The organism is Brotomerdimonas butyrica (genome assembly GCF_025567305.1).
Lineage (GTDB): Bacteria > Bacillota > Clostridia > Peptostreptococcales > Anaerovoracaceae > Lentihominibacter > Lentihominibacter butyricus.
Map to the genome: position 1 here is coordinate 28,256 of NZ_JAOQJP010000001.1, position 14,316 is coordinate 42,571.

17 protein-coding genes are annotated in these 14,316 nt (G+C 48.2%); 14 read left to right on the forward strand and 3 right to left on the reverse strand.

All coding sequences use genetic code 11. The features are described 5' to 3' along the window. From OCV59_RS00140 to OCV59_RS00150, 3 genes are read left to right on the forward strand one after another with little or no spacing between them, the layout of a single operon-like run. Complete coding sequence (locus OCV59_RS00140) at positions 1-813, forward strand: hypothetical protein (RefSeq protein ID WP_147592301.1); 813 nt, start codon at positions 1-3, stop codon at positions 811-813. A 3-nt stretch (positions 814-816) separates the two neighbouring features. Continuing rightward, positions 817-1,878, forward strand: a complete 1,062-nt coding sequence (gene ricT / locus OCV59_RS00145) for a PSP1 domain-containing protein (protein WP_147592302.1) — start codon at positions 817-819, stop codon at positions 1,876-1,878. 10 nt (positions 1,879-1,888) lie between these two features. After that, positions 1,889-2,617, forward strand: a complete 729-nt coding sequence (locus tag OCV59_RS00150; protein WP_147592303.1) for a tRNA1(Val) (adenine(37)-N6)-methyltransferase — start codon at positions 1,889-1,891, stop codon at positions 2,615-2,617. 51 nt (positions 2,618-2,668) lie between these two features. Here OCV59_RS00150 and OCV59_RS00155 read toward each other — a convergent pair whose 3' ends face one another. Both OCV59_RS00155 and OCV59_RS00160 read right to left on the reverse strand, forming a co-directional pair. Next, entirely contained in the window at positions 2,669-3,196 is a 528-nt protein-coding gene (locus tag OCV59_RS00155; RefSeq protein ID WP_147592304.1) for a spore maturation protein, read from the reverse strand. Continuing rightward, positions 3,189-3,770, reverse strand: coding sequence for a nucleoside recognition domain-containing protein (locus OCV59_RS00160; protein WP_147592305.1), 582 nt, complete (start codon positions 3,768-3,770; stop codon positions 3,189-3,191). The genes OCV59_RS00155 and OCV59_RS00160 overlap by 8 nt, the downstream gene beginning before the upstream one ends. Positions 3,771-3,937: 167 nt before the next feature. Here OCV59_RS00160 and OCV59_RS00165 point away from each other — a divergent pair, with 167 nt between their 5' ends. The 7 genes from OCV59_RS00165 to OCV59_RS00195 all read left to right on the forward strand — a co-directional run bounded on the left by OCV59_RS00165 (position 3,938) and on the right by OCV59_RS00195 (position 9,559). Then, positions 3,938-4,261, forward strand: a complete 324-nt coding sequence (locus OCV59_RS00165; RefSeq protein ID WP_147592306.1) for a hypothetical protein — start codon at positions 3,938-3,940, stop codon at positions 4,259-4,261. 72 nt (positions 4,262-4,333) lie between these two features. Further along, on the forward strand, positions 4,334-4,576 hold the full coding sequence (locus OCV59_RS00170) for an AbrB/MazE/SpoVT family DNA-binding domain-containing protein (RefSeq protein ID WP_147592307.1): 243 nt from the start codon (positions 4,334-4,336) through the stop codon (positions 4,574-4,576). 225 nt (positions 4,577-4,801) lie between these two features. Next, on the forward strand, positions 4,802-6,073 hold the full coding sequence (gene murA / locus OCV59_RS00175; protein WP_262583970.1) for a UDP-N-acetylglucosamine 1-carboxyvinyltransferase: 1,272 nt from the start codon (positions 4,802-4,804) through the stop codon (positions 6,071-6,073). A gap of 167 nt (positions 6,074-6,240) precedes the next feature. Beyond that, a complete protein-coding gene (gene rbr / locus OCV59_RS00180; protein ID WP_147592309.1) occupies positions 6,241-6,777 on the forward strand; it encodes a rubrerythrin in 537 nt (178 codons plus the stop codon). A gap of 254 nt (positions 6,778-7,031) precedes the next feature. Continuing rightward, the gene (locus OCV59_RS00185) at positions 7,032-7,250 is read left to right on the forward strand and encodes a FeoA family protein (RefSeq protein ID WP_147592310.1); all 219 of its coding nucleotides are present in this window, start codon (positions 7,032-7,034) and stop codon (positions 7,248-7,250) included. Between the two features lie 108 nt (positions 7,251-7,358). After that, a complete protein-coding gene (feoB, locus tag OCV59_RS00190; RefSeq protein ID WP_147592311.1) occupies positions 7,359-9,377 on the forward strand; it encodes a ferrous iron transporter B in 2,019 nt (672 codons plus the stop codon). Then, positions 9,377-9,559 (forward strand): FeoB-associated Cys-rich membrane protein, encoded by a 183-nt coding sequence (locus tag OCV59_RS00195; RefSeq protein WP_147592312.1) that lies wholly within the window; start codon positions 9,377-9,379, stop codon positions 9,557-9,559. The genes feoB and OCV59_RS00195 overlap by 1 nt, the downstream gene beginning before the upstream one ends. Positions 9,560-9,646: 87 nt before the next feature. Here the strand turns inward: OCV59_RS00195 and spoIID are convergent, their stop codons facing one another. Continuing rightward, the gene (spoIID, locus tag OCV59_RS00200; protein ID WP_147592313.1) at positions 9,647-10,729 is read right to left on the reverse strand and encodes a stage II sporulation protein D; all 1,083 of its coding nucleotides are present in this window, start codon (positions 10,727-10,729) and stop codon (positions 9,647-9,649) included. Between the two features lie 165 nt (positions 10,730-10,894). Here spoIID and OCV59_RS00205 point away from each other — a divergent pair, with 165 nt between their 5' ends. Genes OCV59_RS00205 through OCV59_RS00220 form a run of 4 tightly spaced genes read left to right on the forward strand, consistent with a single transcriptional unit; the run spans position 10,895 to position 14,310 of the window. After that, positions 10,895-11,464 (forward strand): NAD(P)H-dependent oxidoreductase, encoded by a 570-nt coding sequence (locus OCV59_RS00205; protein ID WP_147592314.1) that lies wholly within the window; start codon positions 10,895-10,897, stop codon positions 11,462-11,464. 32 nt (positions 11,465-11,496) lie between these two features. Continuing rightward, complete coding sequence (locus OCV59_RS00210) at positions 11,497-12,339, forward strand: fumarate hydratase (protein WP_147592523.1); 843 nt, start codon at positions 11,497-11,499, stop codon at positions 12,337-12,339. A 41-nt stretch (positions 12,340-12,380) separates the two neighbouring features. Further along, positions 12,381-12,992, forward strand: a complete 612-nt coding sequence (locus tag OCV59_RS00215; RefSeq protein ID WP_262583972.1) for a Fe-S-containing hydro-lyase — start codon at positions 12,381-12,383, stop codon at positions 12,990-12,992. A gap of 49 nt (positions 12,993-13,041) precedes the next feature. After that, positions 13,042-14,310 carry an O-acetylhomoserine aminocarboxypropyltransferase/cysteine synthase family protein gene (locus OCV59_RS00220; protein ID WP_262583974.1) on the forward strand — a complete coding sequence of 423 codons (1,269 nt, stop codon included), beginning with the start codon at positions 13,042-13,044 and terminating at the stop codon, positions 14,308-14,310. The last annotated feature ends 6 nt before the right edge of the window (positions 14,311-14,316 follow it).

Consider the following 14,316-nt stretch of genomic DNA (forward strand, 5'->3'; position numbering starts at 1 on the left):
ATGCATTTTCAGAACTATGATGAGAACAAGAATTTAATAGACAGGCTGGACAATATAATAGAAAATGATATCGTATCACACGCATACATTTTTGAAGGCCCCGGATATGTAGACAAAAAATCGTTTGCAGACAGCTTTATAAAGGGCATACTATGTCCTGTCAACGATGGAGAGAACTGCGGCAGATGCGGCATATGCAGCAAGATCGATCACGGTAATCATGAGGATGTGATCGATATCGAGGCTTCAGGAAGCTCGATAAAGGATGCGGATATAGTCAGGATGCAGGAGAGCCTTAAAAGCAAGCCGTTTGGGGACAGGCATATCGTCGTGATAGAAAACAGCGATACGATGACTCTGCGAGCGCAGAACAGACTGCTGAAGACTCTGGAAGAGCCGCCGGGCAAAACGGTGATAATACTGCTGTCAGAAAATATGGAGAACCTGATACCGACGATACAGTCCAGATGCGTTAAATACAGGATAAACCATCCGGGGAACGACGGCTGCGGCTTTATGCTCGAGAAAGCAGAGAAGATAGCCGGGATGGCACTCGATCGTGAGCCTTTTTACAGGCTGAAGAAAGAAGTGGAGGATGTGCTCAAAGACAAAGAGGAGACAGCGGCGCTGCTCGACGGTCTTCAGATAACGTTCCGTAATATGATCGTGAACAGAAACAAAGGCATATCCCTTTATAAGGATGAGGATATAATAAGAAACATACATGCTGCCGAAACTGCCCGCAGACGGATAAAAGAGGGTGTTTCACCGGCATATGCGATAAAGGATTTACTGATAAAAATCGGAGGATAGATAATGGCGAAAGTAGTTGGAATAAAGTTTAAGGATGCGGGAAAGCTTTACTATTTCAGTCCGGGCGAATTTCATGTGGGTATAGGCGATAATGTCATCGTCGAGACTGCAAGGGGACTGGAATTCGGAAAAGTCACCATGGGTGAGACTGAAGTGAGCGATAAGGAGCTGGTCGCACCTCTGAAGAATATAATAAGGATAGCGACGGAAAAAGATAAAAAGAAACATAAGGAAAATATTGCGAAAAAAGAAGAAGCGCTCAGGATCTGTCAGGAAAAGGTCAATGCGCACAAGCTTGACATGAAGCTTATCGACGTGGAATACACGTTTGACAACAGCAAGGTGATATTTTACTTTACAGCTGACGGCAGAGTCGATTTCAGAGAGCTGGTAAAGGATCTGGCGGCTATTTTCAGGATGAGGATAGAGCTCAGGCAGATCGGAGTCAGAGACGAGGCAAAAATGCTCGGGGGCGTGGGAAACTGCGGGCGCGGTCTGTGCTGCAGCACATGGCTTTCTGATTTTGAGCCTGTCTCGATCAAGATGGCAAAGGTCCAGAACCTGTCGCTGAATCCGTCTAAGATATCGGGTATATGCGGCAGGCTGATGTGTTGCCTCAAGTTTGAGAATGAAGTGTACACACATCTTAAAAAAGGCATGCCGTCGACCGGTGAGAAGATAAAGACTCCTGACGGGGTAGCAGTCGTGACCGATGTGAACATACTCGAGAGTACAGTCAAGGCAAGGCTGGTGGTCGAAGAATGTACGAAGGCAAAGGAAAAGGACCAGAAAAACGGCAAAGACGCCAAGAACGGCAAGGACAAGGACGCTAAGGACGGCGGCAGAGGAAAATCTGCAAAGGGAGGCAAAGACAAGGCTGCGAAAGATAATAAAGACAAGCAGAATGAAAACGATAAAGAAGAAAAGCTGAGCACTGAGATCTACACTTATAAAAAGTCGGAAATAAAGCGCCTCGGCAGAAAAAACAGCAAAAAGAAGACTGATGATCTCGAGGATCTTGAAGAAGATGTGCTCAGAGAAATAAAAGAACTGATGAAAGACTGACGGAGACCGGATGGAAAGAATAGAAGACATCGGGTTCGGCGGACTGAAGCTGATACAGGAAAGCGAAAGCTTCTGTTACGGTATCGACGCAGTGATACTGGCAGACTTTGCATACCGCACGTGCAGCAGCTTCAGGACGGCAGTGGACCTGGGGACGGGCAACGGGATAATCCCGTTCATACTCAGCAGCAAAAATGAATCGGCGCATTTCATCGGAGTCGAGCTTCAGAAGGAAGCCGTAGAGCTGGCGAAGCGCAGCTGCAGCCTCAATGATCTCGGATCCAGGATCGAATTCGTGCAGTCGGACGTTGCGGAGCTTACGCCGAAAACCGTCGGGAATCGCGAGATAGATATCGTAACGTGCAATCCTCCGTATTTTCCTAAAGGCGGCGGGATACCGAGCAGCAGTTCGAGTAAATTCATCGCGAGACATGAGACGGTCGCTTCGGTAGATGATTTTGTAAAAGCCGCAGCGGTGCTTTTGAATGGAAAGGGGCACTTTTTCATGGTGCACAGGCCATCGCGTCTGGTGGATATATTCTGCAGCTGCCGCAGACACGTGCTGGAACCGAAAGATGTGCGCTTCGTGGTGCCGAGAGCCGGCGAACTGCCGAATATCGTGCTGATACACTGCACGGCGGGAGGCGGGAAAGAGCTGCACATGATGAAAGAGCTGTGCGTATACGGACCGGATGGAAAGTATAGCGATGAAATAATGAAGATATATGAAAGGATATGAGCCTGTACATAAGCATATGAGTCTGGAAGGCATCTGTGATTTCGGATGTTTTCAGATAAGCATGCATATATAGACTGAGGCGAAAATACCTGCGATATAACCTATGAGACCCGCTGTGAACGCGTGTCTCATTTTTTTCACAGATGTGACGCCGAAATAAAGCGCCAGCACGTAGAAAACCGTTTCGCAGCTGCCAACCATGACTGAAGCGGAGCGTCCGATGAACGAATCTGCACCGGCGCTTTCCATGATCTTTTCGGCGACTACGAGAGATCCGCTGCCGGACACAGGGCGCAGGAATATCAGGGATATCAGCTCTTTTGGTATCAAAAAGAATTCGCAGACCGGAGCGGCGGCCTTTTCTATGAATTCCATAGCTCCGGAAGATGTCAGCGTTTCTATGGCTATGAATATACCGATTATGAACGGGAGTATGTCAAAGCAGGTGCGTAGCCCTTCGCGGGCGCCTTCGATGAATACATCATAGACTGCAGTCTTTGTCCGTATGCCGTACACGAGTATCACTGTGATCAGGACCGGCAGGAATACTGTCGACATGATGCTGAGCACATCAGACATTTCGGTGTCTCCTTTCACACAGCTTGCAGGTGATCACGGAGACCGCCATAGAAATGAGTCCTGCTATGATCGAAGGCAGTATGATATCCTCGGGATGAGCGGAGCCCAGATCGCTGCGTACCTTGATTACTGTGATCGGGACGAGCTGGATCATCGACATCGACAGTGACATGAACATGCACATCTCGTTGCTGGCGTAAAGCGGAGTCGGGTTTTCCTCGTCCAGAAGCTCCATTGCCTTCAGGGAAAATACAGTTGCGCTGTTGCCCGCTCCGAAGATATTGGCCATGAAACTCATTATCATCATGCCCATAGTGCGGTCGTTTTTCTCATTTGGAAAAAGGAACGACATGACAGGGCTGACCGCGTCTGAGATCTTCTTTATCAGGCCGGATTCCTCGGCTATTTTCATAAGTCCGCTCCACACTGCCATTATTCCTGCCAGAGATATTATGAAATGCACAGCGTCAGTGCATCCCGACATCAGGCTGTCGGTAAATTCGGATGTTTTCCCGTTTGCGACGGAAAAGCATACCCCTGCGACGAGCATCGCTCCCCATATATAATTCATCATGATCTATCACCTCTACATAAAAATATTCACACGGGCAGAAAGTATGTTCAAAGGATGTCTGCTACCTGATAAAATTTTTGTGTGATGACAGATTGAAAATGTATGAAAAAGTACTTGAAGCATTTTCCATTTTATGTGATAATATAGGAAGTATGGGAGGATTGCCTATGAGTGTAACAATTGATTTGAAGATGCTATTGCTTATAATCGTGTGCATTGCCGTCGTAGTGCTGGTTATATATGTGGTGCGTTTTTTAAAGAGCCTTATGGTGACGCTGGAACATACGAACGAGGTGCTGAAGGATGTTGAAGTGATCACTGATATAGCGGCCAAGCGCAGCGAAGATGTCGACGGCATCATAAGTGATGTTGCGGACACCGTTTCGGATATAACTGAAACGATAAACGGTAAGCAGAATATAATATCAACAGCAGCTGCGATCGCAAAAGCGGTGATTTCTGTCAGGAATACCGCAGAGAAGGATAAATAGCAGCAGAGTACAGTAATACACTTTAATATATAGACGTTTAGAACGGTCTGGGTATTGAAAGGAGTTTTAACCATGAAAGCAACAGGTATAGTAAGAAAAGTCGATGAACTGGGAAGAATTGTTTTACCTATAGAACTTAGAAGAACGCTGAACATAAACATCAAGGATCCGCTTGAGATATATGTCGACGGTGAATCCATCATGCTGAAGAAATATCAGCCTGCATGCGTGTTCTGCGGAAGTTCGGACGGGATAAAGCAGATCAAAGGAAAAAATGTGTGCAGTAAATGTATCAAAGAGTTACAGGAACTGTAGCCGCAGCTTAATAAAGGCGCAAAAGAGGAACAATTTAATTGTCCTTTTTTTGCGTTAAAACAAATCCATATGGCAACAATAAAAGAAAGGAAGAGGTTTTGTTAGTACGTTTTGCTCCCCTTATGTGTAAAACCTGCAGACCTCTTCCTTAATCATGTGTAAACCTTGAAATGTTGCTGTAAACAAAGTATAATATTTTCATATATGAATTTATGGAGGAAAAAAGTGGCAAAATTCCTGGTTCAGAAAAGTGGTCCGCTGCAGGGAGAAGTGACCATAAGCGGTGCGAAGAATGCTGTACTGCCGATAATGGCAGCGACACTTTTAACGGAAGAAAAATGTGTGATAAAAGATGTGCCTGCGCTTAGAGACGTTGACGTCATGTGTCAGCTGCTTGAGAGCATGGGTGCTTCTGTAGATAAAAAGCTTGATCAGAATACAGTTGAAATAGAAGCCAGAGGGCAGATATCATATGAGGCGCCGTTCGATCTCGTAAAGATGATGCGGGCGTCTATTCTGGTGCTCGGAGCTCTGCTGCTGAGGACCGGAAGAGCAGTGATACATCTGCCGGGAGGCTGCGCTATAGGAAAAAGGCCGGTGGAGCTCCATCTGAAAGGGCTCAAGGCTCTCGGAGTCAAGATAAACGAGGAACAGCTCAACCGTGGCATCGTTGATGCAAGTGCGGAGAAGATGACAGGCAGCACTATATATCTCGATTTCCCGAGCGTAGGTGCGACAGAGGTGATCATGATGGCTGCAGCGCTGGCGGAAGGAACGACGGTTATAGAAAACGCAGCGCAGGAGCCTGAGATCGTAGATCTTGCCAATTTCCTAAACAAGATGGGAGCAAGAATAAAAGGTGCAGGAACCGATACCATAAAGATCGATGGCGTCGATCACCTGAAAGGCGTATCGCATCATGTGATACCGGACAGGATAGAAGCCGGAACATTTATGGTAGGAGCAGCGATGACAAGAGGCAATGTTCTTGTGAAGAATGTGGTTCCGGATCATCTCAAGGCGGTCATCGCCAAGCTCAGAGAATGCGGAGTGTATATAGAGCAGACGGAGGAAGGCGTTCGTGTGAGAGGCGATATGGGAGAGCTCATCTCTACCGATATCAAGACTCTGCCATATCCTGGATTCCCTACCGACATGCAGTCGCCGTTCATGGCTCTGCTGACAGTGGCACAGGGGCCGAGCGTCGTGATAGAAACAGTTTTTGAGAACAGGTTCATGCACGTAGGCGAGTTCAACCGCATGGGAGCGAACATAAAGATCGACGGGAACTGCTCGATGATCCCGGGAGGCAAAGCTCTCAAGGGAGCTCAGGTCGTAGCTACAGACCTCAGAGCAGGGGCAGCAGTAGTACTGACTGGTCTCGTTGCGGAAGGAACTACTGAAGTTTCGCAGATATATCACGTGGATCGTGGATACGAGAAGTTCGTGGAAAAGCTCAGAAGTCTCGGTGCGAACATAATGAGAGTAGAGGACTGAGGCGGAGCTGTTTTACAGATCTGGAATACCGGTATAATAGATGAAAGAAATATATATGATATATGAGGCATAAAAAACGGGCAGCGCGGCTGCCCGTTTTTTATGTATCAACAGCAGTCCTTTTGCAGATAATAATGTCAAATGCAGATGACAGGAGGATATTTTATATGAAAGAACTCAAGGGCAGCAGGACATATGACAATCTGATGATGGCTTTTGCAGGAGAGACCCAGGCGAGAACGAAATACAGCATCTTTGCATCAAAAGCAAAAGAAGAAGGATACCACCAGATAGGAAGGATCTTCGAGGAAACAGCGGATAATGAAAAAGAGCATGCGGAGATATGGTTCAGGCATCTGGCGAGCCTGGGCAATACAGCTGAAAACCTGGTGTCAGCAGCAGAGGGCGAGCATTATGAATGGAGCAGCATGTATGCCGATATGGCGAAGACTGCACGCGAGGAAGGCTTTACGGAGATCGCAAAACAGATGGAGCAGATCGCAGATATAGAAAAGCATCATGAGGATCGTTACAATAAGCTGCTGGAAAACATCAGGAACGGAGAGGTCTTCAGACGAAGCGAGGAGAGGATCTGGATATGCGGCAACTGCGGACATCAGGTGACGGCTGCGGAAGCGCCGGAGATATGTCCGGTGTGCCATCACCAGCAGGGGTATTTCAGCATAAAGGCAGAGAACTACTAGGACATGGGCAGCATGACCGGCGTCAGCTTGTAAGTCCTGAGAAGCGGAAAAAATGCCGGATTTTCATGAAAATTCTGTAAGAAGAGAGAGCTGCAGACCTTTGCAAAATCAATTGTAAAAAGGCACAAAATAAGTCCAGAATTATGGCGAAAAGTTGTTGACAAAATGTCGTACAAGTGGTAAGTTATAGCTAACAAAGTTAGGTCTTATTAACCGACTTAGTAAACTGATCAGACAGATAAAAGGAGCTTACCATGAATTTAAATGACGCTGCAGCTGGCAGAAATTATATTGTTGAAGACATCCAGACAGATGACGAAGAACTCAAATCATTCCTGTTTTCGCTCGGGTGCTACAGCGGAGAGCCGATCACGGTTATCGCACACCTCAAGGGAGGCTGCACCGTATCGATAAAAGATGGAAGATACAATATAGATAAAGGAATAGCCAGTGCTGTTTTGATTAAAGAATAGTGATTTGAATCACTATTTTTTATGGGTATTAGTTAGCTCTGGTTAACTGAGTTAGTGTTGATTAAATTACAATAAGATTACTATATTTTAAAAAATAGGAGGGAATTTATGAGAATTGCTTTTGCCGGCAATCCGAACAGTGGTAAAACTACAATGTACAATGCCCTGACCGGAGAAAATGAACGTGTTGGTAACTGGGCCGGAGTTACCATCGGAAAGAAGGAAAGTCCTATCAAAAAGGAATTTTACGATTTCCAGGAGGAACTCATCGCAGTAGACCTTCCGGGTGCATATTCGATGTCACCGTTCACACCGGAAGAAGGTATCACAAGCGGATACGTAAGAGATGAGAATCCGGATGCGATAATCAACATCGTAGATGCTACAAATCTCAGCAGAAGCCTGTTCTTCACTACACAGCTTCTCGAACTTGGGATCCCGGTTATCGTTGCGCTCAACAAGAGTGATATCAATGAAAAGCAGAATACCAAGATCGATACAGAGCTTCTTTCGAAGAAACTGAACTGTCCTATAATCAAGACGGTTTCGACATCAGCTGAAAAGACTGGTCTTAAAGAAGCGGTAGACGCAGCTGTAGAGCTTTGCGGCAACGGTCAGAAAGCGCCTTATCTGCAGGCTGACATAGATCTGCACAACAAGGAGGCTGTAGAAAGAGAAGACAGAAAGCGTTTCGACTTCGTAAACAAGATCGTAAAAGAAGTAGAGACTCGTGAAGTACATACTAATGAAAAGAACTCACAGGACAAGATCGACGCTGTTGTTACGAACAAGGTGGCAGGTATCATCATATTTGCAGCAGTTATGTATGCAGTGTTCTGGATCTCACAGTCAGCGCTGGGACCACTCATCGCAGACTGGATCGTAGGATGGATCGAAACGTTCCAGGAATACGTAGCAGGACTGCTGGAGAACAGCTCGCCGCTGCTCCAGGCTATACTGGCTGACGGTATCGTCGGCGGTGTAGGTGCCGTAGTAGGCTTCCTGCCGCTGGTAATGGTAATGTACTTCCTGATCGCACTTCTGGAAGACTGCGGTTACATGGCGCGTGTCAGCGTTGTAATGGACCCGATCTTCAAGAGAGTAGGTCTTTCCGGTAAATCCATCATTCCGATCATCATCGGTACAGGATGCGGAATCCCGGGAATCATGGCAAGCCGTACTATCCGTGACGACAGAGAGAGAAGAGCGACAGCAATGCTGACTACGTTCATCCCTTGCGGAGCAAAGATCCCTGTTATCGCACTGTTTGCAGGTGCATTCTTTGCAGGATCATCATGGGTTTCACCGCTCATGTACTTCGTAGGTATACTGCTCATCTTCCTGGGCGCACTGCTCATCAAGGCGGTTACAGGCTATAAGTACAGAAAATCATTCTTCATCATGGAGCTTCCTGCATACAAGATCCCTAGCCTTAAGAGAGCATGCTTCTCGATGCTGGAACGTGCAAAAGCTTACATAATCAAAGCAGCAACTATCATCCTGGTTTGCAACTGCGTAGTTCAGCTCATGCAGACATTCAACTGGCACTTCCAGGTAGTGGAAGAAGGTGCGGCAGACACATCGATCCTCGCATCGATCGCAACGCCTTTCGCAGTACTCCTCATTCCGCTCGGATTCGGAGTATGGCAGCTGGCAGCAGCAGCGATCACAGGATTTATCGCAAAGGAAAACGTTGTAGGTACACTGGCTGTAGTTTACTCACTGACCAGATTCATCGACACTGATGAACTCGCTATGACAGGCGGAGCAAACGAAGTTGCTCTCACTATGGGACTTACTACAGTTTCAGCACTGGCTTATCTGATGTTCAACCTTTACACACCTCCTTGCTTCGCAGCGATCGGTGCTATGAACTCAGAAATGAAGAGCGCAAAATGGCTGTGGAGTGCTATTGGATTACAGCTTGCAACAGGATATACCGTAGCATTCCTGGTATACCAGTTCGGAACATTATTCACAACAGGAGCTCTCGGGGAAGCATTCATCCCTGGCCTTATCGCAATTCTGTGCATGGCAGCTATCATATTTGTGATCGCGCGCAAGGCAAGACAGAACTTCGACAGAGAGTACTCCTTACATGCTAAGGGAACGGGGGCGTCAGCATAATGACAAATATTATCGTCGGATTGATAATCTTAATTATTGTAGGTGCAGCAGTAGCTTACCTGGTAAGGGCAAAGAGAAAAGGCGTGAAATGCGTCGGCTGCCCGGATTCAGGATGCTGTTCTTCTTCAAAGAAGAAAGAGGAAACATCAGGCTGTGGCTGTGGGTGCCACGGCGGTAAATAGAACCTATTACTAAATGAACTAAATGACACGTAAACAAACGCTATGTGAGAAGCTGTAAAGTGAAGATCACATAGCGTTTTTTCTGTATCAGAATACCTGTGTGCCGCTGTAATAATGCGAGAGGATCTCTTTGTAGCCGTATCCGTTTTCTGCCATGCCGTCTGCGCCGTACTGACTCATGCCGACTCCGTGGCCGGATCCGTTCGAGGTGAATGTGACGGTGTTTTCAGATATGTCTACTGTGAAATTTGCTGAGGGAAGATCGAGAGCTTCTCTGACTTCGCGGCCGGTAAGCGTACCGCTGCCGAACTGCATCGATGCGACACGATTGCCGCTGCTCCGGTCCAGTATCTTTATACTGTCTGCAGTTATATTGCCGAAGTCGGTGCCGGGATAGCTGCTCTTTACTGCGGATGCGAGCTCGCTCACTGTAAAGGCATGCTTTTCTTCTCTGTGAGTGGCTTTCTCTTCGTAAGGGCTGTCTACACTTGTCAGATACGGGACTGCTGCCGCGAAAACGTCTTCGGAGTTTTCCGTCTTTCCTCCGCTCGACGAGTGGAAAAGCGCCTGCTCGACGAGCTCACCGTTGTAATAGAGCAGCTGACCTTTAGTTTCATCGGTAGCGCGGCAGATCTTTTTCCAGTCATCTTTCATCCAGTCGCTGCCCTTGAGCTGTTCGAGCTCCGAAGGACTGCGGTATACCTGGCAATGCGTGGAGTCGCAAAGCGGCGCAGCCGGGTGTGCCTGAGGGTTGCCTTCCGAAGCTGCGCTGAGGACCCGGGCAAGCGAATAAGTGCGCGCAGCGACGGCCTGTGCCTTGAGCGCCTCTATATGAAAGGTAGACGGCATTTCGCCGGAAACCACGCCCTTTACATAGTCTTCAAAATCGATAGTTTCAGCAGTTCCTGAGGCGGTCCGGTATATCGTGATATCGGAAGGTACTTCCTTGAGCTCGAATCCGGCTTCCGGCAGCAGGACCTTTTCCTTTTCGGGTTTTTCCGGTGTGAACATGACGACTGCCCATGGCAGAACGATCATCAGGAGGCATACTGCAGCTGTTATGATCAGGACAGGGCGAACGAACGGCAGCCTTAAAAGGTTCGCAGCCATATCGAGCGCGGCTTTCAGATTCTTTGACGTTTTACGGCGATGTCTGAATTTTTGTCTCATTGTACAAACTCCTAAAAATTTATTTGTACAAGTTTATGATAAAACTTCGAAACTATGACCATGATAGTGTATAATAAAGTACCGGACTGATGAAAACCGGCATGCTGTGCAGCGTGTAAACGGCGCTGATGATGCTGTGCCGGAAGTGATAAACGAGGTGACAAAATGAAAAAGATCTTATTTGTGAATGCCTGTGTAAGGCCTGAATCGCGTACGATGATACTGGCGAGACATCTTTTGTCCAAGCTTGAAGGGAATGTCGAAGAGCTGGATCTGGGAGCTGAGGATATAAAGAACCTCGATCTGGAAAGGCTGCAGGAGCGCGATCGCCTGGCAGGTGCAGGTGATTTTTCGGATGACATGTTCAAATATGCCAGACAGTTCAGAGATGCTGACGTCATGGTCATGGCTGCGCCGTACTGGGATCTTTCGTTCCCTGCGATGGTGAAGACTTATATAGAGGCGATATCGGTGAACGGGCTCACGTTCCACTATACCGAAGAGGGGATACCTGAGGGACTCGGCAATGTGAAAAAAGTGATATATGTCACTACTGCAGGCGGCCCGATAGGAGACAGCAATTTCGGGTTCGACTATGTGGATGCCGTGTGCAGAGGGCTGTACAGCGTAAATGATGTGGTATGCCACAAGGCTGAGATGCTCGACGTAGTCGGAATGGACGTGGACGGCATACTGGCAGAGACGAAAGCGGAGATAGATCGTATCTACGGCTGAGAAGACATGCAGAAAATCAGGGAGTGTGAATGATGAGAGAAATAGATGTAAAGATCATTGAGGACAAGATAGCGGAGCTTTGCATAGAGGCAAACCATTACCTGGGGGACGATCTGAAGAGCTGTATAAGCCGTAAACTCGATGAGGAAAGCTGGCCTGTCGCAAAGGACATACTTTCCAGCATCGAGGAAAACATAGCGATAGCTGAAGAAGGCGTATTCCCTCTGTGCCAGGATACGGGTATGGCATGCGTGTTCCTGGAGATAGGGCAGGATGTGCACCTGACAGGCGGGGATCTGACGGATGCTGTAAATGAAGGCGTGCGCAGGGGATATGCCGAAGGGTTTCTGAGAAAGTCGATAGTAGAGGATCCTCTGAGACGTAAAAACACTGGGGACAATACTCCTGCGTATATAAATACCGAGATCGTGCCGGGTGACAAAGTGAAGATAACAGTCGCACCGAAAGGATTCGGATCGGAGAATATGAGCCGGATAAAAATGCTGCCGCCGTCAGCGGGCGAGGACGGAGTGAAGGACTTTGTCGTTGAGACCTGCAGTGAAGCGGGAGCCAATCCGTGCCCTCCTATAGTCGTTGGAGTCGGCATCGGCGGAACGTTCGACAAGGCTGCACTGATGGCCAAAAAAGCGCTGCTTGTGCCTGTCGACAGGGAAAATGATGATGAATATTATCGTGACATGGAACGTGAGCTGCTGGAGCGTATAAACTGTCTGGGGATAGGCCCTCAGGGCTTCGGCGGAAAGACGACTGCGCTTTCCGTAAAGATCATAACGGCGCCTACGCATATCGCAGGGCTGCCGGTGGCAGTCAACGTGAACTGCCATGTGAGCAGGCACAAGGAAGCCGTGATCTAGGAAAAGCTGCAGAAGCCGGACGGAGCAGCCGGCTGCGCACTTTGCATAAAAGACAGCAGAACGAAAATCTATGTAATGAAAGGATCCATACGATGGAATACAGACTTGCAGAACCTTTTACAAAAGAAAAAGTCAGAGAATACAGGGCGGGTGATCGCGTACTTGTCACAGGAACTGTGTACACAGCGAGAGATGCGGCTCACAAGCGCATCGTGGAAATGCTCGAACGCGGCGAAAAACCGCCTTTTGAGATAGAAAATTCAATGGTATACTACGTGGGGCCGACGCCTGCAAAACCGGGGCATCCCATAGGATCGGCAGGCCCTACGACGAGCTACAGGATGGATGCATACGCGCCGACGCTGCTCGATCTGGGGCAGCTTGCCATGATAGGCAAAGGGCAGAGATCCGAAGCGGTGATGGATGCGGTGGTCCGCAACGGTGCTGTGTATTTTGCGGCGATAGGAGGAGCGGCTGCGCTGATGGCAAAGCAGATAAGATCGGCAGAAGTGATAGCCTTTGACGATCTGGGCGCTGAAGCCGTGAGAAAGCTGTATGTCGAGGATATGCCGCTGACTGTAGTGCTCGACAGCCACGGGGGCAATTTGTACAGGGAAGGACAGGCAGAATATTTGAATTCTGTATTAAAATAGTGTAGAATCATAAAAGCTGAATATTTACTAGGAGAAAGGAAACATAACAATGGGAATAGGAACTAAATGTGTGCAGGACGGATACAGACCCGGAAACGGGGAACCGAGACAGATCCCTATCATACAGAGCACGACGTTCAAATATAATACGAGCCAGGACATGGGAAAGCTGTTCGATCTCGAGGCACCGGGCTACTTTTACACTAGGCTGCAGAATCCGACGAATGACTATGTGGCAGCCAAGATAGCGTCTCTCGAGGGAGGAACGGCTGCGATGCTGACGTCATCAGGCCAGGCGGCCAATTTCTACGCTGTGTTCAATATCGCATCATGCGGAGATCATGTCGTTGCATCATCAGCGATCTATGGCGGTACATATAATCTGTTCGCGGTGACGATGAAGAGGATGGGCGTTGAGTTCACATTCGTTTCACCTCATGCGACGAAAGAAGAGCTGGATGCCGCTTTCAGACCGAACACTAAGGCTGTTTTCGGCGAGACTATCGCGAACCCTGCGCTGGTCGTTCTCGATATAGAAAAATTCGCAGATGCTGCACACAGGCATGGTGTGCCGCTCATAATCGACAATACTTTCCCGACGCCGGTACACTGCAGACCGTTTGAGTTCGGTGCAGATATCGTAACTCACTCGACTACGAAATACATGGATGGACATGGCGCGGGAGTCGGCGGATGCATAGTGGATTCGGGGAAATTCGACTGGACGAAGTATCCGGACAAGTTCCCGGGATTATGCGAGCCTGACGACAGCTATCATGGAGTTACATATACGGAGAGATTCGGCCTCGAGGGCGCGTTCATAACGAAAGCTACGGCTCAGCTGATGAGGGACTTCGGGTCGATACAGTCGCCGCAGAATGCTTATCTCCTCAATCTGGGGCTGGAAAGCCTGCACGTGAGGATAAAGCGACATGCTGAGAATGGTCTGGCGGTCGCACAGTATCTCAAGAATCATGAGAAGATCGCATGGGTAAAATACTGCGGTCTTGAAGGTGATGATGACTATGAACTCGCGAAGAAATATCTGCCTGACGGTTCATGCGGAGTAGTGAGCTTTGGTGTAAAGGGCGGCAGAGCTGCTGCTGAGGACTTCATGCAGAAGCTCAAGGTCGCTGCTATAGAGACTCATGTTGCTGATGCTAGGACATGCTGTCTGCATCCGGCAAGCTCGACGCACAGACAGATGACGGATGAGGAACTTGCAGATGCAGGTGTCAGCCCTGATCTGGTGAGACTTTCATGCGGTATCGAGGATGCAGAGGATCTGATCGCCGATATAGAGCAGGCTTTGAAATAGAACAGG